The 23,217-nt window shown below is 64.8% G+C and carries 23 protein-coding genes; 11 read left to right on the top strand and 12 right to left on the bottom strand.

The genetic code is table 11. The annotated features are described in order from the left end of the window. Positions 1–330: HPP family protein (locus AC1DRP_RS20060; protein WP_476769355.1), on the bottom strand; the 330-nt coding region annotated here is incomplete at its 3' end. A 186-nt stretch (positions 331–516) separates the two neighbouring features. On the opposite strand from AC1DRP_RS20060, the gene AC1DRP_RS20055 reads away from it, so the two are divergent. Together AC1DRP_RS20055 and AC1DRP_RS20050 are read left to right on the top strand one after the other, a co-directional pair. Next, positions 517–1,029 (top strand): MgtC/SapB family protein, encoded by a 513-nt coding sequence (locus tag AC1DRP_RS20055; protein WP_441506280.1) that lies wholly within the window; start codon positions 517–519, stop codon positions 1,027–1,029. 147 nt (positions 1,030–1,176) lie between these two features. Further along, a complete protein-coding gene (locus AC1DRP_RS20050) occupies positions 1,177–1,431 on the top strand; it encodes a hypothetical protein (RefSeq protein ID WP_441491552.1) in 255 nt (84 codons plus the stop codon). A gap of 3 nt (positions 1,432–1,434) precedes the next feature. Here AC1DRP_RS20050 and AC1DRP_RS20045 read toward each other — a convergent pair whose 3' ends face one another. From AC1DRP_RS20045 to AC1DRP_RS20020, 6 genes are all read right to left on the bottom strand, one after another. Beyond that, a complete protein-coding gene (locus tag AC1DRP_RS20045; RefSeq protein ID WP_441506279.1) occupies positions 1,435–2,823 on the bottom strand; it encodes a M20 family metallopeptidase in 1,389 nt (462 codons plus the stop codon). Between the two features lie 17 nt (positions 2,824–2,840). Then, on the bottom strand, positions 2,841–3,854 hold the full coding sequence (locus tag AC1DRP_RS20040; RefSeq protein ID WP_441506278.1) for an ABC transporter ATP-binding protein: 1,014 nt from the start codon (positions 3,852–3,854) through the stop codon (positions 2,841–2,843). Beyond that, positions 3,851–4,837: an ABC transporter ATP-binding protein gene (locus AC1DRP_RS20035; RefSeq protein WP_441506277.1), complete on the bottom strand. Its 987-nt coding sequence runs from the start codon at positions 4,835–4,837 to the stop codon at positions 3,851–3,853. Before AC1DRP_RS20035 ends, AC1DRP_RS20040 begins: the two co-directional genes overlap by 4 nt. Next, positions 4,837–5,733 carry an ABC transporter permease gene (locus tag AC1DRP_RS20030; protein WP_441506276.1) on the bottom strand — a complete coding sequence of 299 codons (897 nt, stop codon included), beginning with the start codon at positions 5,731–5,733 and terminating at the stop codon, positions 4,837–4,839. The genes AC1DRP_RS20035 and AC1DRP_RS20030 overlap by 1 nt, the downstream gene beginning before the upstream one ends. A 2-nt stretch (positions 5,734–5,735) precedes the next feature. Then, the gene (locus AC1DRP_RS20025) at positions 5,736–6,653 is read right to left on the bottom strand and encodes an ABC transporter permease (protein WP_476769354.1); all 918 of its coding nucleotides are present in this window, start codon (positions 6,651–6,653) and stop codon (positions 5,736–5,738) included. 179 nt (positions 6,654–6,832) lie between these two features. Further along, positions 6,833–8,362, bottom strand: coding sequence for an ABC transporter substrate-binding protein (locus AC1DRP_RS20020; protein WP_441506274.1), 1,530 nt, complete (start codon positions 8,360–8,362; stop codon positions 6,833–6,835). Between the two features lie 169 nt (positions 8,363–8,531). Here AC1DRP_RS20020 and AC1DRP_RS20015 point away from each other — a divergent pair, with 169 nt between their 5' ends. Next, positions 8,532–9,503 (top strand): LysR family transcriptional regulator, encoded by a 972-nt coding sequence (locus AC1DRP_RS20015; RefSeq protein ID WP_441506273.1) that lies wholly within the window; start codon positions 8,532–8,534, stop codon positions 9,501–9,503. Beyond that, on the top strand, positions 9,500–10,939 hold the full coding sequence (locus tag AC1DRP_RS20010; protein WP_476769353.1) for an SNF2-related protein: 1,440 nt from the start codon (positions 9,500–9,502) through the stop codon (positions 10,937–10,939). Before AC1DRP_RS20015 ends, AC1DRP_RS20010 begins: the two co-directional genes overlap by 4 nt. 18 nt (positions 10,940–10,957) lie before the next feature. On the opposite strand, the gene AC1DRP_RS20005 is transcribed toward AC1DRP_RS20010, so the two are convergent. Next, positions 10,958–11,095, bottom strand: coding sequence for a hypothetical protein (locus AC1DRP_RS20005; RefSeq protein WP_162768072.1), 138 nt, complete (start codon positions 11,093–11,095; stop codon positions 10,958–10,960). Between the two features lie 162 nt (positions 11,096–11,257). Here AC1DRP_RS20005 and AC1DRP_RS20000 point away from each other — a divergent pair, with 162 nt between their 5' ends. Continuing rightward, positions 11,258–12,019 (top strand): SDR family NAD(P)-dependent oxidoreductase, encoded by a 762-nt coding sequence (locus AC1DRP_RS20000; RefSeq protein WP_476769352.1) that lies wholly within the window; start codon positions 11,258–11,260, stop codon positions 12,017–12,019. Positions 12,020–12,025: 6 nt separating this feature from the next. On the opposite strand, the gene puuE is transcribed toward AC1DRP_RS20000, so the two are convergent. Both puuE and uraH read right to left on the bottom strand, forming a co-directional pair. Continuing rightward, positions 12,026–13,450, bottom strand: coding sequence for an allantoinase PuuE (gene puuE, locus AC1DRP_RS19995; protein WP_441506270.1), 1,425 nt, complete (start codon positions 13,448–13,450; stop codon positions 12,026–12,028). Between the two features lie 128 nt (positions 13,451–13,578). Continuing rightward, positions 13,579–13,935, bottom strand: a complete 357-nt coding sequence (gene uraH / locus AC1DRP_RS19990) for a hydroxyisourate hydrolase (protein WP_441491541.1) — start codon at positions 13,933–13,935, stop codon at positions 13,579–13,581. 171 nt (positions 13,936–14,106) lie between these two features. Between uraH and AC1DRP_RS19985 the strand changes: the two genes are divergently transcribed. Together AC1DRP_RS19985 and AC1DRP_RS19980 are read left to right on the top strand one after the other, a co-directional pair. Then, complete coding sequence (locus AC1DRP_RS19985; protein WP_476769351.1) at positions 14,107–15,342, top strand: urate hydroxylase PuuD; 1,236 nt, start codon at positions 14,107–14,109, stop codon at positions 15,340–15,342. 168 nt (positions 15,343–15,510) lie between these two features. After that, complete coding sequence (locus tag AC1DRP_RS19980; RefSeq protein ID WP_476769350.1) at positions 15,511–17,967, top strand: hypothetical protein; 2,457 nt, start codon at positions 15,511–15,513, stop codon at positions 17,965–17,967. A gap of 195 nt (positions 17,968–18,162) precedes the next feature. Here AC1DRP_RS19980 and AC1DRP_RS19975 read toward each other — a convergent pair whose 3' ends face one another. Together AC1DRP_RS19975 and AC1DRP_RS19970 are read right to left on the bottom strand one after the other, a co-directional pair. Then, positions 18,163–19,233, bottom strand: a complete 1,071-nt coding sequence (locus AC1DRP_RS19975; RefSeq protein ID WP_441506267.1) for an NAD(P)/FAD-dependent oxidoreductase — start codon at positions 19,231–19,233, stop codon at positions 18,163–18,165. A 126-nt stretch (positions 19,234–19,359) separates the two neighbouring features. Further along, on the bottom strand, positions 19,360–19,788 hold the full coding sequence (locus AC1DRP_RS19970; RefSeq protein WP_441506266.1) for a GlcG/HbpS family heme-binding protein: 429 nt from the start codon (positions 19,786–19,788) through the stop codon (positions 19,360–19,362). Positions 19,789–19,983: 195 nt separating this feature from the next. On the opposite strand from AC1DRP_RS19970, the gene lysM reads away from it, so the two are divergent. The 4 genes from lysM to AC1DRP_RS19950 form a co-directional block, all read left to right on the top strand. Beyond that, the gene (lysM, locus tag AC1DRP_RS19965) at positions 19,984–20,424 is read left to right on the top strand and encodes a peptidoglycan-binding protein LysM (protein WP_043237577.1); all 441 of its coding nucleotides are present in this window, start codon (positions 19,984–19,986) and stop codon (positions 20,422–20,424) included. A gap of 207 nt (positions 20,425–20,631) precedes the next feature. Continuing rightward, positions 20,632–21,684, top strand: coding sequence for a TRAP transporter substrate-binding protein (locus AC1DRP_RS19960; protein ID WP_476769349.1), 1,053 nt, complete (start codon positions 20,632–20,634; stop codon positions 21,682–21,684). 36 nt (positions 21,685–21,720) lie between these two features. Continuing rightward, a complete protein-coding gene (locus tag AC1DRP_RS19955; RefSeq protein ID WP_441506264.1) occupies positions 21,721–22,197 on the top strand; it encodes a TRAP transporter small permease in 477 nt (158 codons plus the stop codon). After that, the coding region (locus AC1DRP_RS19950; RefSeq protein WP_476769348.1) for a TRAP transporter large permease at positions 22,194–23,217 on the top strand (1,024 nt) is incomplete at its 3' end. The genes AC1DRP_RS19955 and AC1DRP_RS19950, both read left to right, overlap by 4 nt.

Below are 23,217 nucleotides of genomic sequence, written 5' to 3'. Positions count from 1 at the left end.
GGCGAGGGTGACGTCAGGAACCGCCCAGGCAACGCAAAGGCCGACGCAGGCGGAGATGACGTTGCCACCAATGACGGGCCAGGGCTGGGCAAGAGGGCTTGTCGGAACGGCGAAGATCAGGACCGCGGAAGCCCCAATCGGCGCAACAACCAAGGGAGAAGGGGCCGGGAAGAGCAGGCCGGCTGCGGCGGTCAACGCAATGGCGACGAACGCGCCCGCACAGGCGATCAGACGTTCCGAGATCGTGGCGCCGGCGAGAATGGGACTGAAGAGTTTCACGCTGCCCGCACTGGTCCGATCGGTCGGGAGCGCTGCTTGTAATATGAGCATTGCGCACAGATCAACGGAAATTGCTATAATTCACGTTATTGTACGTTAATTTGGCGGCGGGGAGCTGGATGCAGCGGGGCGAGACCCAGGCGCCAGAAGTCTTGCCCGGTTCTTCCTGCACTGTTGATCAGTTCCGCTGCCGGGTAGAGAAATGAGGCTTCGCCGTGGCGTCGGGATTCGCTTCGCATGCTGACCGAACTCGACATTGTCCTGAAACTGCTCTGCGGTGCGCTTGCCGGCATCGCTGTGGGTTGGCAGCGGACGCTGAGGCACAAGAGCGCAGGAATTCGCACCTTCGGCCTTGTCGGTGTTGGCGCGGCGGCCGCAGCGGCCATCTTCAGCGGTGAGCTCTACGGGGCGCCCCATCCCGACGCCGCGAGCCGCGTCGTGCAAGGCGTCCTGACCGGCATCGGCTTCCTGGGGGCGGGCGTCATCATTCGGCGCGAGAATGACCGCATGCCGCATGGGCTGACGACAGCAGCGGCCGTCTGGGTGACAGCGGCGCTCGGTTCTGCGGCCGGGCTTGGTCACTGGCGTGTGGCGCTTACCGGCACGGCCATCGCGCTCGCCCTGCTCGCCATCGACCATTCGATCGAGCGTTGGGCGCAGGGACGACCGCCGAACGACGATCAATTCTCGGAGGGAGATGGCTCTCGATCCAAGGCAGGGACCGAGTCCGGAGATTCTTCGGGGCCCTGACCGGCGGGCCGTTCCTCCGCGCTCCTCCGTACGATGACACTGATGCCGCCGCCATCGAGCGGCGCTTTCGGAATGCCGGGGCGTTTGGTGGGCTGGCCGCGAACCTTCGCGGCTTCGACGCGTTGATGACCGAACAAGGAGTTCGTGATGTCCGCGACGACCACCGATCGGCTCAACTCACCGGGCGTGCCGCAGCCGCCATTTCCGCCGCCCGAGGCCCCGCCTCTGACGCCGGCAGAAGTCCCGCCGGCGCCGCCGGTCGAATCGCCGCCAGAGGAAGAGCCGGTCGGCGTCCCGCGCGATCCGCCGCCGGAGCTGCCACCGAATGTGCCGCCGGAGAGGCCTCCGGCGACACCGTTCGATCTGCCGCCCGACAGGGGGCCGCGTAAGCCTGTCGAATAGGCCTCAGAGTGCCGGCGTGTTGCCCTCGCCGAGATCCCAGTAGAGGCCCGCCATCATGCCGAGTCCCTCGCGCGCGATGGCGACGGGCAGGTGCTCGTCGGGAGCATGCTGGGAGCAGCCGGGATAGGAATGCGGCACCCAGATGGTGCGCAGGCCCAGGATCTCCGAGAAGATGTCGTTCGGCAGCGAGCCGCCGAGATTGGGCAGCAGCGCGGGCTTCTTCTCTGTGGTCCTGGCGATCGAAGCGAGCGCCCAATGCACCCATGCATCCTCGGGATCGAGGCGGGTCGCGTTGAAGATCTCGTCACGAGCGAGCGTGACCTCGACCATGCCGAAGCCGTGGCGCTTGAGGTGACGACGCAGCGCCGGCAGCACCTCCTGCGGGTCGATGCCGACCACGAAGCGGAGCTGGCAGCGGGCCCAGGCGCTCGGGGGCACGGCGTTCACGGGGGTTTCCGGCACGCCGGACTTCATCGCCAGCACGTCGAAGGAGCACCAGCCGAACACCTGCTCGGCGGGCGACAGGCCGGGCTCGCCCCATTCCGGATCGATCGTCGGGCCGTCCGGGCCGCCATCGACCTCGCAATCGGCGAGTGCCTTGCGCACCGGCTCGGGCAACTCTTTCGGCACCCACTCATGGATGCGGATCTGGCCGGTCGGGGAGGCGATCGAAGCGATGACATGGGCCAGCTGGATGGCGGGATCGGAGAGGATGCCACCCCAGTTGCCGGAATGGTGGCCGCCTTCGCGGGCAGTGATGGTGAGATCGAAGGTGACCCCGCCGCGCGAGCCGAGGAAGACCGTCGGGCGCTCGGCATTGAGGCGCGGCCCGTCCGAGCCGATCAGCACATCGGATTTGAACAGCTCCTTCTGCTCGGTGCAGAGCTCGCGCAGGCCGGGCGAACCGCATTCCTCGCCCATCTCGATCAGATATTTGGCGTTGAAGCCGAGCTTGCCGCGCGTTTCGAGGACGGCACGCAGGGCGTTGATGTTGATGACGTGCTGACCCTTGTTGTCGACGACGCCACGGCCATACCAACGGTCGCCGCGCTCGGTCAGTGTCCAGGGAGAGAGGCCCTCGCTCCACTGCTTGTCGAGGCCGCGGATCACGTCGCCATGGCCATAGCCGAAGATCGTCGGCAGGCTCGGGTCCTCGATACGCTCGGCGAAAAGGAACGGGCCCTTGGCGCGCGGATGGTTCAGCGTCCTGCAGGTGAAGCCGAGCGATTCCAGCAGCGGCTGCATTTCCCTCTCGAGATACTCGCTCAGAACCGGAGCACGCTCGGGGTTCTGGCTCTCGGTCGGCATCGCTACGAGGCGCGTAAGGTCGCTCTTGAACTTGCCGCTGTCGAAATAGTCATATGCATGCGCAATCGCCTTGGCGCGGGTCATGGTCGTCTCCTTGGATGTCAGGATGCAGTCGCGCCTGAGGCGGCGGATTCGTAGAGATGGCAGGCGACCAGCCCGCTCTCGTCCTGGCGCAGCTTTGGCGTCACCGTCGCGCATTGCGCCATCTTCGCCGGGCAGCGCGGATGGAAGGGGCAGCCGGGCGGCGGGTTGAGCGGGTCGGGAAAGGCGAGGCCGAGGCCGGTTTCCGGGATGCCCTTGCCCGGCTCCGGCGTCAGCACCGAGGCGAGCAGCGCCTTGGTGTAGGGATGGCGCGGCGCCTTGAAGAGGGTCGCGGTATCGGTCAGCTCGACGACCCGGCCGAGATACATCACGGCGACACGGGTCGCGATATGCTCCACCACCACGAGATTATGGCTGATGAAGACATAGGTCAGGCCAAGCTCGCTACGCAGGTCGTTGAGCAGGTTGAGGATCTGCGACTGCACGGAGACGTCGAGCGCCGAAGTCGGCTCGTCGCAGACCACCATCTCGGGGTTTAGGATCAGCGCACGTGCGATGGCGACGCGCTGGCGCTGGCCGCCCGAGAGCTCGCGCGGATACCGGTCCGCGAAGCGCCTGGGAAGGCCGACCTTCTCGAGGATGTCGATGGCGCGCTTGCGCCGCTCGGCCGCTGTGCCAAGGCCCTGCACCGCGAGCGGCAGCGCGACGATCGAGGCAATCGTCCGGCGCGGGTTGAGCGAGGAATAGGGGTCCTGGAAAACCGGCTGCACCCGCCTGGCCATGCCGAGCCGCCCGAGCTTGCCGACATTCTCGCCGGAGAGCGCGATCTCGCCGCTCGAAGGCGGCAACAGGCCGAGCAGCATGCGCGCCAGCGTGGACTTGCCGCAGCCGGACTCGCCGACGATGCCGAGCACCTCACCCTTGGCGATCGCCAGCGATACGCCGTTGACCGCGTGCAGCGTGCGCTTGCCCTTGAACAGGCCCTGGCTGACCGAGAAGGAACGGGTCAGCTCGCGGGCCTCGAGCAGGATCTCGGGTTGCGCGAGGTTGGGAGGCGAGAGAGCGCCGCTCATGCCGCGTCCTCCAGGATGCAGCGCCAACTCTGGCCGTCAGGCCGGTGGCGCAAGGGTGGGGTTTGCGCACATGCCGCTTCAGCGTGCTGACAGCGATCGCGGAAGCTGCAGCCCTTGATCTCGCCGATGAGCGAGGGAACGACACCGGGAATGACGCCGAGCTTGCCGCCCGGCTCCGTGCGTCCGGGGACAGGAATGCAGTCGATCAGTCCCTGGGTGTAGGGGTGGCGCGGCTGGCGGAAGATCGCTTCCGTCGGGCCTTCCTCGACGATCTGCCCGGCATACATCACGCCGACCCAGTCGGCGATGCGCGCGACGATGCCGAGGTCGTGCGTGATCAGCACCATGGCGATCCCGAGCTCCTGCTGGAGGTCGGCAAGCAGTCTCAGGATCTGCGCCTGGATGGTGACGTCGAGCGCCGTGGTCGGTTCGTCGGCGATCAGCAGTTCGGGGCCGCACATCAGCGCCATGGCGATCATCACGCGCTGGCGCAGGCCGCCCGAGAGCTGGTGCGGATACTGGCCGAGACGCTGGGCGGCATTGGCGATGCCGACCTTGTCGAGCAGATGGGTCGCGCGCTCGCGTGCCTCCGTCTCGCTCGCCTTCTTGTGCAGGCGATAGGCCTCGGTCATCTGGTCGCCGATGGTGTAGGCCGGATTGAGGGCCGTCATCGGTTCCTGGAAGATCATCGCCATGCGGTTGCCACGCAGGCTGTTGATGCGCTTGGCACCAGCCCTGGCGAGGTCTTCGCCGGCAAAGCCGAGCTTGCGGGCGCTGCGTTTCGCAGCCTTCGGCAGCAGGTCCATGATCGCAAGCGAGGTCATCGACTTGCCGCAGCCGGACTCGCCGACGAGGCAGAGTGTCTTGCCACGCTCGACCTTGAAGGAGAGGTCGCGGACCGCATGGAGCGGGCCGCGCGGGGTGGCGATGTCGACGGTGAGACCGTCGACATCCAGAATCACGGTGTTGTCGGCGGCCTGCATCAGGTGCGACCCTCCGGCGAGATCACGTCGCGCAGGCCGTCACCGGCGAGGTTGATCGCGAAGATGAGCACGGCGAGCGCCGTGCCGGGCAGGGCGATGAGCCAGAACGAGAAGAACATGTAGGCCTTGGCTTCGGAGATCATCAGCCCCCATGAGGGCAGGGGCGGCTGCACGCCGAGCCCGAGGAAGGAGAGCGCCGCCTCGAGCAGGATGGCGCTCGCYGCTTCCAGCGTGGCGACGACGATGAGATGCGGAGCGATGTTGGGCAGCACCTCGCCGAGGATGATGCGCGTGGTCGAGGCGCCGGCGGCCTGGGCGGCGGCGACATAGTCGAGCGAGCGGACCTGCTGGGTTGCGCTGCGCATGACGACCGCGAACCGGTCCCATTTCAGCAGGCCGAGCACCAGGATGACGATCCAGAGCGAGGAGCCGACGATGGCGACGACCGCAAGCGCGACCAGGATCACCGGCATCGACAGGCGCGTCGTCACCAGGAACGTCATCAGCATGTCGATGCGGCCACCGAAATAACCGGCGAGCAGGCCCATCGTCGTGCCGATCAGGCCCGAGATGACGACGACGCTTATGCCGATCAGCAGCGAGATCCGGGCGCCGTAGAGCAGGCGTGAGAGATAGTCGCGCCCGAGCGGATCGGTTCCGAGCGGGTGGGCCCAATTGCCCTTCTCGTACCAGAACGGCGGCACATTGCGGGCCGTCAGGTTCTGCAGATAGGGATCATGTGGCGCCAGAACCGGCGCGAGCAGCGCGATTGTGATGAAGAGCAGCAGCAGGCCGACGCCGAAGACGAAGGCCTTCTGGCCGAGCATGCGGCGCAGCAGCTTGCGGGCTTCGGAAAGCTCGGGAGCGTCGGGAGCGGAGAGTGCGGTTTCGCTCATGATCAAGCCACCCTGATGCGCGGGTCGAGCCAGGCATTGGCGATATCGGCCGCGAGCGTAAGCAGGACGTAGACGACCGAGAGCAGCAGGACGACGACCTGCATGACCGGGAAATCCTTGTAGGTAATGCTCTGATAGGCGAGGTAGCCGAGCCCATCGAGCGCGAAGATCGTTTCGATCACCACCGAGCCGCCGAGCAGGAAGCCGAGCTGGACGGCGGCGAGCGCCACCACGGGGACGACCGCGTTGCGCAGCGCGTGCTTGAACACGACCTTGCCGGGTGGCAGCCCTTTGGCACGGGCGGTGCGGATGTAGTCGGCGGAGAGTACTTCGATCATGCCGGCGCGGATCAACCGCATGAAGGCAGGCGCGGCGTAATAGCCGAGCGCCACGGTCGGCATGACGTAGTGCAGCCAGCTATCGGAGCCGGAAACCGGCAGCCAGCGCAGGGTGATCGAGAACAGCATCACCAGGATCAGCGCGAAGAAGAAGTTCGGCATCGCCTGGCCGACGACGGCGATCGCCAGCGCAACGCGATCGATCCAGCTATTGGCGTAGATCGCCGCGAGCACGCCGAGCGGAATCGAGATCAGCAGCGCGAAGGCGAGCGATGTCAGGCCTAGGATCAGCGTTACCGGGAGCTTGGCCATCACCAGCGAGGCGACGTCCGTCTTGAAATAGATCGACGTGCCGAGATCGCCGGAGAGTGTCCGCCAGAGCCAGTCGAGATACTGCACGAGGATCGGCCGGTTCAGGCCGTAGGTCTCACGGATCAGGTTGATATCGGCCTGCTGCGCACCTTCGCCGGCGATCGCGACCGCGACATCGCCCGACAGGCGCAACAGGAAGAAGGCGATGGCCGAGACGGCGAGCGCGACAAGCAGCGCCAGACCCAGCCGTTTGAGAATGAAGCCTAACACGTGGTGCTTCCAATKATGTTCATGGGGAACGGAATCCCTGGTCATCCCGGCCTGAGCGCGCCGGAAAGCGGGGATCCACATCTGAATCCCTGTTCCGAGACGCTCAGGCATGGATTCCGGATCGGCGCGGTCAGCACCGATCCGGGAAGACGCTTGGCTCGATCTGAGCGGAGAGCGTGCTACTTCCAGCTCATTTCCCAGAAGCGGACGAGCTCGTCCGGATAGGCCTTGAAGATCAGGTCCTTGTTCGCGACGTAATAGACCGGCAGCGAATAGAGCGGCGCGGCATAGGCCTTGTCGGCGATGATCTTCAGCGCCTCCTTATAGGCCTCCCTGCGGACCTCCGGCGCGACCGAGTTGTTGCCCTTGTTCAGCAGGTCGCGGACCTGCGGATCACGGGTGATGTCCTCGCTGCGGAAGGCGAAATAGTTCGGTGTGTTGGCCGAGACGTCGTTGACCGAGAACGAGCCCCAGGTCTGGTGCGTCAGCATCGCCTTGTTGGTGGCGATCAGCTCGCGCATGGCGGCGTATTGCAGGAAGCGCAGGTTGGTCTTGATGCCGACGGCCTGGAGATAGCCGATCAGCGCCTCGGTCTGATTGCGTTCGCGATAGGCGACGATGTCGAGCGTGAGGTCCTTGACGCCAGCCTCGGCGAGCAGCGCCTTGGCCTTGGCAGGGTCGTAGGGGTAGCGCGCGGCGCCCTCGTCCGTGCAGCCGAACTGCGAGGGGAAGCAGATCGTATTGATGACGCGCGAGCCGTCGCCAACGATGTTCTTGACCATCGCCTCGCGATCGATGGCGTGGATGATCGCCTTGCGGACGCGCTCATCCTTGAGCGCCGGGGAGGGCGTGTTCTCGAGGATGTTCATCTGCATGAAGACGATGCGCATCGTCTCGCCGGAGACGACCTGCAGCATCGGCACGGTCTTGAGCTGGTCGGCCTGATCCTTGGGCACGTGCATGATCAGGTCGCCACCGCCCGACAGCATCTCGGCCATCTGGGTCTGGCGGTCGGGGATGAAGCGGATTTCGATCTTGCCGACCTTGGCCTGCGCCTTGGGCGAATCCTTGAAGTAGTCCTTGTTGGTCTCAAGGGTGATCGACTTGCCGGGGACGTAGTTCGTGACCTTGTAGGGGCCCGAGCCGACCGGCTTCTCGTTCTGCCCCTTGGGGCCGACCTTCTCGTAATACTCGTTCGGATGGATCACGACTGGACCGGCAAGATACTCGATCGCAGCCGGGAAGATCTCCTTGGTGGTCAGGCGGACCTTGTACTTGTCGAGCTTCTCGGCCTTCTCGATCCAGTTGACGTTGCCCTGGGTGACGACCTTGCTTTCGGGCTTGGCGACGAAATTCAGGGTGTAGACCACGTCATCGGCGTCGAATTCCTCGCCGTTGTGGAACTTCACGCCTTCGCGGAGCTCGAACTCGATGGTCTTGTCGTCGATCTGCTTCCAGCTCTTGGCGAGTTGGCCCTTGTACTCGTTGGTGACCGGGTCGCGATAGACCAGCGTATCCCAGACATTGGCGCCGATGATCACGCCGATGCGGACGTTGTTGAAGAAGGGGTCGACGTTCTCAGGTGCCTGATCATAGGCGAAGCGGACGGTATTGGCGGCCTTTTGGGCGAATGCCGGCGTGGCCGCTCCCGCTGCGGCCAGAGCCGTCGAAGCCAGGGCCAACGCGATGGCCTTCGTGACAAATCTCATACTTCTTCCCCTCGCAGCGTTATCGCTCGTCTTGGTGTAGCCACGTGCGGCAACGGTCATCCGTCGCTCTGCATGCAGTTTGAAATCTGCCTAAGGAAAGCGCTTGCCGCCATAAGAATGAATAGAAGGGATCGTTGCCGAACCGGCAAAGCATCGCTAAAGCCCGATCATGCAAACTCCGGCGTTGCGATATTTCCTGGCAGTGGCGCGAACAGGGTCCGTCAGCGCTGCGGCGCAGCGGCTGCGCGTTGCCGGCTCGGCCGTCAGCCGACAGATCGCCAATCTGGAAAAGGAACTCGGCGCCGGCCTGTTCGAGCGGCGCTCACACGGCATGATCCTGACCCAGGCCGGCCAGACGCTTGCCGCCTATGCCCAGCGCCTGGAGCTCGAGAGCGAGCAGATCGTCAACGAAATCCGAGAGTTGCGCAGCGCGAGCAAGGGCCTGATCCGCCTCGGTGTCACCGAGGGCTTTGCCGTCAGCTTCATCCCCGAAGTCATTTACAACTTCCGGAGGCGCCACCCCAATGTTGCTTTCGATCTCAAGGTCATCTCGCCGCAGGTCGTGACCGAGCATATTCGCACCGGTTCGATCGATATCGGCCTGACCTTCGTGCTGCAGCCGGAGCGCGGGGTCACGATCAACTGGCAATGTGCGGCCCAGACCTATGCCTTCGTTGCGCCGCACCATCCGCTGGCGACCAAGACGCCGATCCATATCGAGGACATTTTCGCCCATCCGATCGGGGTGCTCGATGGCGAGGCGACGGTGCGCAGGATCGTCGATATCTACTTCTCGGCGCGGGGCCTGACCGTCGACCCGGTTCTGGTCACGACCAATGTCGCGAGCCTCAGACATCTCTGTAAGCTCGGCGGTGCCGTGATGTTCGCCAGCAGCATCTCCTTCGGCGCCTCGGTCCGCGATGGCTCGGTGGTCGCGCTGCCGCTCAGGGATGGCGAGTTGCCGCCGCGCAGTCTGCAAGTGCAGACCATGTCGGGCCGCGTGCTGCCGCGGCTGGTGACAAATTTCATCACCATGTTGATCGCGGAACTGCAGGCCGCCGACGCCGTGGCTGCGGCGGCGACGCCGCGCACCGGGCAGGCGGCCATGCCTGCCAAAGCGAGAGGAGCCGAGGGAGCATGACGAAGCCGACCGGAAGAGGCGTGGCGCCGTTGGAGATCATGATCCCGCACCCGCACCAGCTTGTCGCGCGCGATGCGATCCTTGCCGCGCGGGCGGCTGGAAAGCCGGGCTTCCTGCTCGGCGATCTGACGGGACTCGGCAAGACGCTTTCGGCCTGGCTCGCCGTTGCCGCGATGCAGGAGGACGAGGTGCTGGTGATCTGCCCCAAGGGCGCGATCCCACAATGGCGGCGCACCATCGCGCATTCCGGCCTGCCGCCGAAGAAGATCACGCTGATGAATTTCGAGCGGACGAAGTCATTGCTCGCAGCCCCCACCGACAGCAAGAAGCGCTCGACGCGGGCAAAGAACAACGAGCTCGCGAAGCTCGGGACGCCGAAGCGGGTCTGGCCGATCGTGGTGATCGACGAGGCGCATCGCATCCGCAATCCGAACTCGCAGCAGGGACTGGTCTGTCGCCAGATGGCCGCGGCGGCCCGCTTCGCGATTTATATGAGCGCGACGGCGGGCCAATCCCCGCACGAACTCTCCTATCTCGGATCGCTGCTGGCCCAGGCCGCCGGTGCTCCGAGCGCCGATCTCGACGGTTTTCGCGCCCTGATGAAGCGCCTGAAGATTGGCCGGGCCAAGGGGCGCTGGAAGAACTGGAGCTGGGAGTCGAACGAGGCGGACCGGAAGCTCATGTCGGATCTGCTGTACCGGGGCGAGAACGCAATCGGATTGCGCCGGCGGCCGGAAGAGATCGCCGGCTGGCCTGAGGTGCAGCGTGAGCTGGCGCCGATCGCGTTGGATGCGTCGGCACGGCGGCTCTACGACGCGACATGGCGCGAGTTCCGGCGGGAGCTCGGCCTGGCCGGTGGTTCGACACGCAAGCCGGCCGGCTGGGCGGCCGATCTCAGGTTCCGCCAGAAGGCGAGCCTGCTGCGTATTCCTGGCACCGCCGATTTCGTCGAAGACCTGCTCGGCAATGACGAACAGGTCGCGATCTCCGTCGCCTTTCTCGAGACCAGCGCGATGCTGACGGAGATGCTGCGCGGGCGCGGCTGGAAGGTCGGCGAGATCAATGGCGAGCATTCCGGGCAGGCCAATGAAGAGACGCGGCTTGCCTTCCAGACCGGGGCGCTCGACGTCGTCGTCTTTACGGTGACGGAGTCGATCTCCCTGCATCGAGGCGAGATGGCCGGCGGCGAGCGCGAGCGGTCGCTGGTCGTCCACGACATGCGACACAGCGCGATCCAGCTGCAGCAGATCGAGGGCCGCTGCCATCGCGACGGTCAGCACGCCACGATCTTTTATGCCTATGCCGAGGATACGGTGGAGGAGACGGTTGCGGCCACCGTCATCATCCGCATGGCGGCGATGGACGGAATGGCCGGGGACGACACGCAGATGCTGGATGCGATCGCGTCCCTCGTCGAGGAGCGAGCCGCGGCCTGAATGCACGGCAACCAGGTGTCACTGTTTGATGCTGCCCAGCAGGGAGTTGGTCAGGCCGACAAGGCCCAGCCATATCTCGCGGGTATAGGCGCCCTGATGAACGACAGCGTCAAAGCCGATGGCGATCACGGCGATGATCAATAGAATCCGGAACATGTGATCCCTCCTGGCCGAACCCTTGTTCAGAACGCAGGCGAGACCGGCCTGTTCCGCAGCGCAGCACGGTTCGCCGCCGCCAGGGGCCATCTATCGGCAGGTTGACCCCTGCACTGTGGCGGTGTCCCTTCGCGTTGCATCGAGGAGCGGTGAGGAAGCGGCATGTTCGAGGATCTGCAGGGCAAGCGCGTGCTGGTGACCGGTGCGTCTTCAGGGCTCGGTGAGTATTTCACCCGGCTTCTCGCGGCGCGGGGTGCGCATGTCGTTGCTGCTGCGCGCCGCCTCGACCGGTTGTCCGAGCTGGCTCGTTCCTGCGCCGGATTGCCGGGCAAGGTGATGCCGCTCGCGCTCGACATCGGATCGGTCGCGGCGATCGAGACCGGCATCCCGGAGGCGCAGGCTGCAATGGGCGGCCTCGATCTGCTGGTCAACAATGCCGGCGTTGCCGATCCCGAGCGCGCGCTGAGCCTGAGCGAGGCGCAATGGGATGCGCATCTCGACATCAATCTGAAGGGCTGTTTCTTCGCCGCACAGGCGGCCGCGCGTTTGATGGCCCAGCAGGAAAGCGGCGGCGCCATCGTCAATATCGCCTCGATCCTCGGCGAGCGCGTGGCGCTCAGCGTTGCGCCCTATGCGATTTCGAAGGCGGGACTGGTGCAGATGACCAGGGCGCTGGCGCTGGAATGGGCGCGCCACAAGATCAGGGTGAACGCGCTGGCGCCGGGCTATGTCGTCACCGATCTCAATCGCGCCTTCTTCGAGACCGACGAGGGCAAGGCGCTGATCAAGCGCATCCCGATGCGCCGCGCCGCCGATCTCACCGATCTCGACGGCCCATTCCTGCTGCTATGCTCAGACGCCGCCCGCTTCATGACCGGCTCGGTCGTTGCCGTCGATGGCGGCCATCTGGTCAGCGGGCTGTAGAGCAGTTCAGCCCGCCGGCAACAGATCCCGCAGCCTGAGCAGCGCGATCTTCTCCACCTGGACGAGCGCGGTCAGGAATTCCTGCTCCGGGGTGCTCTTCAGGCGCTCCTCGAAGGCAGCGACGATCTCATTCTTGGTGAGCCCCTTGACTGCGATGATGAAGGGGATGCCGAAGCGGGTCTTGTAGGCTTCGTTCAACGCAGTGAAGCGTGCGCGCTCGTCGCTGGTCAGCCGGTCGAGGCCGGCCGAGGCCTGTTCGATCGTCGACTCCGGAGTCAGTTCCTTGGCGGCGGCGAGCTTCCCGGCAAGATCGGGATGGGCGAGGAGAAGCGCGCGCTGCTGGTCGCGCGAACCGGAGCGCATCGCCTTCGCCATTGCCCTGTGCAGGCCTTCCGCGCTGTCCTCGCGGGCCGAGAGACCGGCGTCATAGCTGGTTTCGGCTACCCAGGGCGAGTGCTCCCAGACCCGGCCGAACACCTCGGCGAAAAGGGCTTTCGGGAGCTTTGATGGCTGGTAACCCCCGGCCGGCGGATGCTGCCTGATCCAGTGGCGGGCGATATCGAGCCGGGTCGCGACCCAGACGCGGTCATGGCTGCGGACATAATCGAGGAAACGGGCCAGCGCCGCGGCGCGGCCCGGACGGCCGACCAGCCGGCAATGCAGCCCGATCGACATCATCTTCGGCGCCTCGTCGCCCTCCGCGTAGAGGGTGTCGAAGGAATCCTTGAGATAGGTGAAGAATTGCTCGCCGGTGTTGAAGCCCTGCGGCGTGGCGAAGCGCATGTCGTTGGCGTCGAGCGTATAGGGGACCGTGAGCTGCGGGCCCTTCGGTCCGGTGATCCAGTAGGGCAGTTCGTCAGCGTAGGCGTCGGCGGTGTAGAGAAAGCCGCCTTCCTCCATCATCAGCGGCGTCGTGTTCTCGGATGAACGCCCCTGGTAGAAGCCGAGCGGTCTTTCGCCGGTGAGTGCGCGCTGGACACGAATCGCCTCATCGATATCGGCGCGCTCCTGCTCGGCGGGGAGGCTGCGATAGTCGATCCATTTCAGCCCATGGGTGGCGATTTCCCAGCCGGCCTCCTTCATCGATGTGACGATCTCGGGATAGCGCGCGAGCGCACTCGCAACGGCGAACACCGTCACCGGCAGGTGGCGTTCGGTGAACATGCGCCAAAGCCGCCAGTAGCCGGCACGCGAGCCGTATTCGTAGATCGACTCCATGTTCATGTGGCGCTGGCCGGGCCAGGGCGCGGCTCCGACGATCTCGGAGAGAAAGGCCTCCGAGGCCGCATCGCCATGCAGAATGCAGTTCTCGCCGCCTTCCTCGTAATTGATCACGAACTGCACGGCGATGCGGGCATTGCCCGGCCAATGCGGATGCGGGGCATTGCGGCCATAGCCGACGAGGTCGCGGGGGTAGGTCTGGTCGCTCATGGCTGATGCTCGCGAGGGTGATCTTGATTTGGCGGGAGGCGCCAGGATTGAGGCCGGGCGGCGATGTCTGGCCTTCTGTGTTGCATCGGCTTTACCGAAAGCCGCAATCCGGTTTTCGGGCCGATGCCTTAACTGCCGCGGTAGGTCGAGTAGCTCCAGGGCGAGGCCAGGAGTGGGACATGGTAGTGGCCTTCGGCGTCAGCGATGCCAAAGCGGATCGGCACGACATCGAGGAAAGCCGGCTCCGGCATGGTTGTGCCGAGTGAACGAAAATAGGCACCGAGCGCAAAGGTCAGTTCATAGGTGCCGGGCAGGACGGCCTCTCCGGTGAGCAAAGGCTGGTCGGTGCGTCCATCGGCATTGGTCGTGGTCTCGATGATGCGCTCGCGCTTGCCATCGGGCGTCAGGCGATCGAGTGCGAGCGTCAGACCTGCTGCGGGCCTGCCATTGACCGTGTCGAGCACATGCGTCGAGAGGCGTCCCATCCCATCCAATCCCTTGAAAATGCGCCGGCCGAGCCGCTGATGCTGTGTGCTGCTCGTGGCGAAGCTTGCGTTCGGAAAAAGGCCAACCCTAGTCTGGACGCATCATGAAGGTTCCATCCCGGATTCGGCCCTGTCAATCAATTGCGCGCCCTCGGGGAGTGGGGCTTTCCCATGCTTGACGCCTATCTGCTGGAATGGGGGGGCATGCTGCTGCGCTGGCTGCATGTGATCACGGCGATCGCCTGGATCGGCGCGTCCTTCTTCTTCATCCATCTCGACGCGTCCCTGCGGCCCGAGGCCGATATCCCGGCAGGTGAGGGAGGACGTGCCTGGCAGGTGCATGGCGGCGGTTTCTACGAGATGCGCAAATATCTGGTCGCCCCGCCGCGCATGCCGGAGGAGCTGACCTGGCATAAATGGCAGAGCTACTGGACCTGGATCTCGGGCTTCTTCCTGCTGGTCTGGGTCTATTACGCTCAGTCGGAACTCTATCTGATCGACCCGGCGGTCATGGCGCTATCGCCCTTCGCTGCGGGCGCGATCGGCATCGCCGCGCTGGCCCTGGGCTGGCTGTTCTATGACTGGCTCTGCAAGTCCCCGCTGGGCAAGAACGAGGTCGTGCTCGGCCTGCTCGGCTTCGGCTATGTCATTGCCGCATCCTACGCCTTCAGCCAGGTCTTCTCCGGGCGTGGCGCGCTGATCCATACCGGTGCGCTGATGGCGACGATCATGACCGCCAATGTCTTCTTCATCATCATGCCGAACCAGCGGAAGGTCATCGCCGCATTGACGGCCGGGGCGAAGCCCGATCCGAGACTCGGCAAGCAGGCCAAGCAACGCTCGACGCACAACAATTACATCACCCTGCCGGTGCTGTTCCTGATGCTGTCGAACCATTACCCCGTCACCTATGCGAATTCGGCGATCATTCCGGCCCTGGTGGCGCTGATCATCATCGCCGGCGCGCTGATCCGGCATTTTTACAATGTCCGCCATGCCGACCATGCGAAATCGCCATGGTGGACCTGGGCCGTTGCACTGGTTGCGCTCTGGCTTGCCTTCTGGTTGGCGATGGCATCGTCACCAGGCGGGCGCGAACGGCTCGGCCTGAAGGCTATCGAACCGGCCAGGCCGGCACTTCTGGCGGGAATGAACCTGCCGCCCGCCGAGGTGGCCAACATCGTGACCGGGCGCTGTGCCATGTGCCACGCGCCGGAGCCATCCTGGCCCGGTATCCAGATTGCGCCCAAGGGAATCTGGCTGCATGAGCCGGAGCGGATCGCCGTTCAGGCCCGCGCGATCCGGACACAGGCGGTGATGACCCATGCCATGCCGCCCAATAACCTGACCGGCATGACGGATGCAGAGCGGCGCACACTCGGAGCCTGGCTCGCCGCGCAGCGCTGAGGCTTCCGGGCTTTCGAAAGCGTTCAGCCTGTTTTCGACCGGCGCACGAAAATGTGAACCCATTCAGTTTCGGTTCACGTGGGCCTTGGCAAGGTCAGCAATACTGACTGGGCTGGAAGAAGGTTCCCACAACGGGGCCGTCCGTGCCGGGGGACCTTGGGGGTCCGGGTGAAGCGGTTTGAAGGGCAGGTCGCCGGCTATTGGCTGGCGGCCCTGGGATTTGTTTGTGCGTGGAGCATCCTGTGCTGGCCCTGGCTTTCGGGGGCGGTCACGATTCCCTTCGATGCCAAGGCGCATTTCCAGGCCCAGATTCAGTTTCTCGCCCAGGCCCTGCATAGCGGCCAGTCGCCATTCTGGACGCATAATGTCTTCGGCGGCTCGCCACAGGTTGCCGATCCGCAATCCCTTATCTTCTCGCCCGCCATCCTGCTCGCGCTGCTGACGCCATCGCCGAGCTTCCGGATGGTGGATGCCTACGTGCTGGCGCACCTGCTCGCCGGCGGGCTCGCCTTCCTGATGTTCTTCCGCGATCGCAGCTGGCACCCGGCGGGCGGCCTGCTTGCCGCTCTCGTCTTCGCCTTTGGCGCTTCGGCGGCCTGGCGTGTGCAGCATGTTGGTCAGATCGCGAGTCTCGCATTCTTTGCGATCGCCTTCTGGCTGACGGCGCGCATGCTTCAGCGCTCGTCGCTGCGCGCCGGCGCGCTCGCCGGCTTTGCCGCCGGCATGATGGTGCTGGAGCCCGACCAGGTGGCCCTACTGGGCGCCTATGTGCTGATCGGAATGGTCGTCGCGCATTGGTTCTCCGGCGGCTGGGCCGCCGTCCGCGCGAGCCTCGCACCGATTTCGGTCGCGAGCATCGCGGGACTAGCGACGATTCTGCTGCCGCTGATCTGGACCTGGCTTTTCGCCGAGGCGACGACTCGTCCCGAGGTCGATCTCATCGAAGCTGGGCGCGGCTCGCTGCATCCGGCCTCGCTGCTGACCGCCTTCGTGGCTGATCTTTTCGGCGCGCGCGATCCGGCCGTGGACTTCTGGGGCCCCTACAGCCCGGCCTGGGATGCCAAGGAGCTCTTCCTGTCGCAGAATATGGGGCAGGTCTATGTCGGGGCGCTGCCGCTGTTGCTCCTGATCGCGCCGGGCCTGAGCCGTGGCTGGCTCTGGGACAAGGCCATCCGGCCGCTGACGCTGCTCTTCGTCTTCATGGTTCTGTTTGCGCTCGGGCGCTACACGCCGCTGTTTCAGGCGGCTTACGAGTATTTGCCGGGCGTGAAGGTCTTCCGGCGCCCGGCCGACGCGACCTTCCTGATCGGCGCGCTTGGTGCGCTGCTCGCAGGATACGTGCTGCATCGCATTCTGAGCGAGGAGCGTCTCGGTTCACTGTATCGCGATCTCGGTTTTGCCGGAGTGGTCGTCGCTGCGCTCGTCGCCGCGGCCTTGTTCATCTCGAAGCGCGAGGGGCACCTTGCCGACGCCTGGTGGCCGAGCCTGTCGGCGGCCTTCTGGTTTGCGGGTGCGGGGCTGGTCCTGGTCGTGCTGACGCGCTGGCGCGGAGCGCTGGCGCCGCTCGCCAGCGTGCTCCTGGTCGCCGGCGTCGTCGGCGCGGATCTTGGCGTCAATAACGGCCCCAACGACTCGACTGCATTGTCGCCGCAGCTCTACGACGTGCTCCGTCAGGAGACGAAGAACGAGACCGTCCACATTCTCAAGCAACTGGTTGCCCAGCCGGCCGATTCGCCACGCCGCGACCGCGTCGAGTTGCTCGGCATGGGGTTCGAATGGCCGAATGTCGGGATGGTTCACGGCTTTGACCATACGCTCGGCTATAATCCGTTGCGGCTGGCCGATTTCTCGGATGCGGTCGGCACGCGGGACTCAATCGCTGCGCCGGACCAGCGCAAGTTTACACCGCTTTTTCCCTCCTATCGCTGCCGCCTCGCCGATCTCCTCGGCCTGCGCTACATCGCGACGCGGGTTCCGATCGGCCAGGTCGATCACGCGTTGAAATCCGATGATCTCAAGCTCGTCGCCTTCACGGGGGATGGCTACATCTACGAGAACCCACGGGCCTTGCCGCGCGCCATGTTCGTCGGTGGCTGGCAGCTTGCCGATTTCGACGGCATGAAATCTGCGGGCCAGTGGCCAGACATCGATCCGCAGCAGGTTGTGCTGCTCGATAGCGTGCCGCCGGATGCGGTGCCGGAAGGGCCGATTTCGGCGCAAGCCGAGGTCAAGCTGACGCGCTATCAGAACACCGAAGTCGAGATCACGGTCACGACGGACAGGCCTGGCTTCGTCCTGCTCAACGACATCTGGCATCCATGGTGGCGGGCGGAGCTCGACGGCGCGGACGTCGATATCCTGAGGGCGAATGTGCTGTTTCGCGCCGTGCAGGTGCCGGCGGGGACGCATACGGTGCGCTTCAGTTTCAAGCCGGTCGAGGGCGCCATCGCGGAGCTGCGCGATCGCGTCGAACCGATCGTGCCCGAGGAGGCGCCTTCGGCTGCCGAGCCGCGCGTGGCGGCGGGATCCGGCACGACGCCCAATCCACGTCTCTATGAAGACGGCGGCTGGTTCGAAAGCCGCGATCACGGCCAAGCGCCGCAGACTGCGACCCTGGTTCGCTAAATCATTGGACCGGATTTCGTATCCGGTCCGATGGTCTACCTTTCCGCGACTGGATCGGCTTTCCCGAAAGTCGCAATCCAGTTTTCGGGCCGATGCGTCAGATCGCCCCCCAAAGGAAAGGTCCGGCGACACGAACGCATCGCCGSACCCAAATTGCTCGAGGAGAAGCCTTGCGGGTTTCGCCTCGCCTAGCCCTCAGGCGACGCCGAGCTTCTTCTGCAGGCTGGTCGAGGAGGTGGTGTACTGGAAGGTCAACCGCTTCTCCGGATAGACATAACGGTGCACCTTCTGGGCGGCGAGTGCCGCCTCATGGAAGCCCGAGAGGATCAGCTTGAGCTTGCCGGGATAGGTGTTGATGTCGCCGATGGCGAAGATGCCCGGCACATTGGTCTCGAATTTCTCGGTGTCGACCGGGATCAGGTTCTCGTGCAGGTTCAACCCCCAGCTCGCGATCGGTCCGAGCTTCATCGTCAGCCCGAAGAACGGCAGCAGGGTATTGCAGGAGACCTCGAAGGCCTCATTGGCACTGTCGCGACAGATCGCGGCTTCCAGTGCGGTGCCGTCGCCCTTCAGGCCGGTGACCTGACCGATCCTCAGATCCATCCTACCGTCCGCGACCAGTGCCCGCATCTGCTCGACCGAATGCGGCGCAGCGCGGAAATCGTCGCGACGGTGCATCAGCGTCACTCGCTTGGCGAGGGGCTGCAGGTTCAGGGTCCAGTCGAGCGCGGAATCGCCGCCGCCGACGATCAGGATCTCGCGGTCGCGGAAGGCTTCCATCTTCCGGACGGCGTAGAAGACGCTGTTGCCCTCATAGGCCTCGATCCCCGGGATCGGCGGCTTCTTCGGCAGGAATGATCCGCCCCCGGCGGCAACGAGCACCGTCTTGGTGTTGAAGACGGTGCCGGCATCGGTGCGCACCCGGAAGCGCGGCGCCTCCGCCGTGCCGGTCGGCTCGAGCGACTCGATCATCTGGTTGAGATGGAAGGTCGGGCCGAAGGGTTTGACCTGCTCGATCAGATTGTCGACCAGGCCCTGTCCCGTGACCATCGGAAAACCGGGAATGTCATAGATCGGCTTTTCCGGATAAAGCTCGGCACATTGGCCGCCGACCTTCGGCAGGATGTCGACGAGATGGGCGCGGATATCGAGCAGACCGAGTTCGAACACCGCGAACAGGCCGCACGGACCCGCGCCGACGATCACGACGTCGGTTTCGATGACCTCGCTCTCAGCGACGTTCTCGTTGGCAATTTCGGCACTCATCGTGAATTCCCTCGGGGTGTTCCCTGCGGCCATGCGCGGGAGCCGATGCAGCAAATCCTGCTGCGATGCAATGAAAACCCCCGCCCAAGCGTAGGCGGTAGCCGGAAAAGAGAAGAATTTCCTGTTTCAGGCGCCCGTGTCAGCAACAAGGCCTATGCTTATAATCCCGGCGATGGCCGCTGCCTCGTCATTGTCCGAGGTGTCTCCCGAGATTCCGATTGCGCCAAGCAGCACGCCGGCCCCATCGCGCATGAGCACACCACCCGGGACCGGCACGAGCGATCCGCCGACCGCATGGGTTGCTGCTTCAATGAAATAGGGGCGGTCGAGCGCCATCTTGTGCAGGGCGCGCGACCCGAGGCCGAGCGCCACGGAGCCATGCGCCTTGCCGAATGCGATCTCGCCGCGCTTCAGGCTGGTGCCGTCCTGCGCCGCAAAGGCCTTCTGGGCCCCCCGCGCATCGATGATGGCGATCGCGAGCGGTTTAAACCCGGATTTCTCGGCATGGGCGAGCGTGTTGGCGAGGATGGTCTGGGCCTGGGCCAAGGTAAGCATGGGAAGGGCCTTCCGTTGAGGACGCGAGCTTCTTGCCAGCCCGCGGGCACGGAGGGAAGCTGCCGCAGCGCGCAAGCTGCCATGTCATGGTGAAACCTGCCGGCATATCGCCCCCTTTGCCGGCATCACGCAATTCAACTTGAACTTGCAGGGGCAAGCGGGCTTCATATCAGCCCCGACACTGGAGGATAAGCTATGGGTCTGTTCAGTTTCATCAAGGAAGCCGGTGCGAAGATCTTCGGTGGTTCGGCACAGGCGGCGACGCCCGACGCTCTGCAGAAGGAATTGGCCGGGCACGGGCTGCCCTCCGACGTCAATATCCAGATCGATGGCGACAAGGTGAAGGTGTCCGGCAAGGCGGTTTCTACCGAAGAGGCCGAGAAGATCATTCTTGCGCTCGGCAACACGACGGGCGTCGCGCAGGTCGAGTCCGAGCTGGCGGTCACGAAGGAAGCGCCCGCTGCCGTGTTCTACACGGTCAAGAAGGGCGATACGCTCTGGAAGATCGCCGAGGAGCATTACGGCAAGGGGCAGGGCGCGAAATACACCGAGATCGTCAAGGCCAATACGCCGCCGGTGAAGAATCCCGACCTAATCATGCCCGGCTGGGTGCTGCGTATTCCGCCCAAGGCCTGATCCGCTTTCGGGTTACTGAAGCAACGGCATGCGGGATGGCCCGCATGCCGCTCTGATGCTCGTCGAGACCGCGTCAATTTCAAGCGGACGGCTCTTGCGTCAGCCGCGCTTTGGCGCTCATCTGTCATACCAATAAGGCAGACAGGGCATTCCTTATGGGAATGGCCCGTCATGCTGTGCCTGAGCAGGYCTCTGGGGAGGGGATGAATGAGTTTTGATCGCCGCAAATTCCTGACGCTTGCCGGCTCGGCCGTTGCCGCGCCGGCCATGATGCGTGTCAGTCGCGCCAATGCCCAGGAGGTGACGCTGAAGATGCATCACTTCCTGCCGCCCGTCGCCAATGGCCATTCCAAGTTCCTGAAGCCCTGGGCCGACAAGGTCGCGGCTGAATCGAATGGCCGCATCAAGATCGACATCTTTCCGTCGATGCAGCTTGGCGGAACGCCGCCGCAGCTGTTCGACCAGGCTCGTGACGGTGTTGCCGATATCGTCTGGACGCTGCCCGGCAATACGCCTGGGCGGTTCACCGGCATCGAGGCCTTCGAGCTGCCCTTCGTCTCGAACAAGCGCGCCTTGGTCAATTCGCTGGCGCTGACGGACTACGCCGAGCAGAACCTCAAGGACGAGTTCAAGGACATCAAACCGATCTGCTTCTGGGCGCATGATCACGGGCTGATCCATGCCAACAAGCAGGTGAAGACGATGGAGGACCTGAAGGGTCTGAAACTGCGCTTCCCGACCCGGCTTGCCGGCGAAGCGCTGCGGGCGCTCGGTGCCAATGCGATCGGGATGCCGATCCCGCAGGTGCCGGAATCGCTGGCGCAGCGTGTCATCGATGGCTGCGTCGTGCCGTGGGAGGTCGTGCCGTCGATCAAGGTCCAGGAGCTGGTGAAGTATCCCACCGAGATCCCGGGCTCGCCGACCTTCTATGTCGCGACCTTCATCCTGGCGATGAACCGCGCGAAATACGATTCGCTCGCGCCCGAGCTGAAGGCGGTTCTCGACAAGAACTCGGGGGCTGTTGCGGCTGCCATGGCCGGCAGGGTCTGGGACGAGCAGGCGGTCGTGGTGTCCGAAATGGTTCGCAAGCGCGGCAATACCATCACCATGCTCGACGAAGCCGAAGCGGCGCGCTGGCGCAAGACGACCGAGCCGGTGATCGACGGCTGGATCAAGGCCGCCAAGGACAAGGGGCTCGACGGCGCGAAGCTGCTGGAGAGCGCCAAGGCGGCGCTTGCCAAGCACGAGAAGGCGGCTTGACGGCGCATCATGGCGGTCAGCGGCCGGGAGGCAACGATGCCGGGCTTCGATGCTCTGGTGCGTGGGATCGCCATCGCGGGTGGCGTTCTGCTGATTGCGCTGGCGACCATGGTGGTCGTCAGCGTGACCTTGCGCAGCGACCTGATCGGCGCGGCCGGCGTCCCGGGTGATTTCGAGCTGGTGCAGATGGCGACGGCGATCGCCGCCTTCTGCTTTCTGCCCTATTGCCAGCTTCGGCGCGGCAACATCTTCGTCGACACCTTCACGCTGAAACTGCCGTTGCGCTGGCAAAGGGCAATCGATGCGCTCTGGGACATCGTCTATGCGCTGGTCATGGCGTTGATCGCCTGGCGACTCGCGGCCGGTGCGCTGGCGGCCTTCGCGAGCGGCGAGAACACGATGGTCCTGCAGCTGCCGAGCTATCTCCCGATCGCGCTCTGCGCCGTGCTGGCCGCGCTGGTTTCGCTGACCTCGTTCGTCAGCGCCAGCCGGCTGGTGAGGGCGCGCGCGTGAGCGGCTTYACCCTCGCCATCACGGGCTTCGTCGCGCTTCTCGCGCTGATGGTCGTCAGGTTGCCGATCGGGCTGGCGATGATGCTGGTTGGTGGCCTCGGCTACATCCAGCTCAACGGGCTGGAGCCGTTCCTCAACTACATCAAGACGACGCCCTATCAGATCTTCGCCAATTACACGCTGTCGGTGATTCCCCTCTTTGTGCTGATGGGGGCTTTCGCCGAGCGATCGGGCCTGGCATCCGACCTGTTCAAGGCCGCGTCGGCCTTTGTCGGCCATCGCCGTGGTGGGCTCGGGATGGCGATGATCGGGGCCTGCACGGGCTTCGGCGCGATTTGCGGGTCTTCGGTTGCGACGACGGCGACCTTCGCGCGCGCGGCGCTGCCGCAGCTGCGGCACTACCGTTACGACCCCGGCTTCGCCTGTGGTGTCACCGCCGTCGGCGGCACGCTCGGTATCCTGATCCCCCCCTCGGTGATCCTGGTCGTCTACGCGATTTCGACCGAGCAGAACATTGCCAAGCTGTTCAAGGCGGCCCTGATCCCGGGGCTGATGGCGGCCGCGATGTACTGCATCACCATCGCGCTCATGACCCGGCTCGACGCCACGCTTGGTCCGGCGCATGAGCGGATCGCCTGGCGCGACAGGCTTGGTCCGCTGCTCGGTGTCATCCCGGCGATGCTAGTCGCGCTGATCGTGGTCGGCGGCATCTATGGCGGGATCTTTACCCCGACAGAGGGGGCCTCGGTCGGGGCCTTTGTCATGTTGATGATCGGCGTGTTCCGGCGGACGCTGGGCCTGAAGGAGATCGGCGAGGCGATCCTGCAGACGGCCGAGACCTCGGCGATGATCTTTGCGATCCTGCTCGGAGCCGAGATCTTCAACGCCTTCCTGGCGCTGACCCAGGTGCCGACCGCTGCGGYCGAAATGATTGCGGCGTCGGGCTGGCAGCCTTATTCGGTCCTGGTCGGTCTGCTCGTCTTCTACATCGTGCTCGGCGGCGTCATGGACGAACTTGCCA

Source organism: Allobosea sp. 01N443, assembly GCF_056399325.1.
This window is presented reverse-complemented; position numbering and strand designations above follow the sequence as displayed.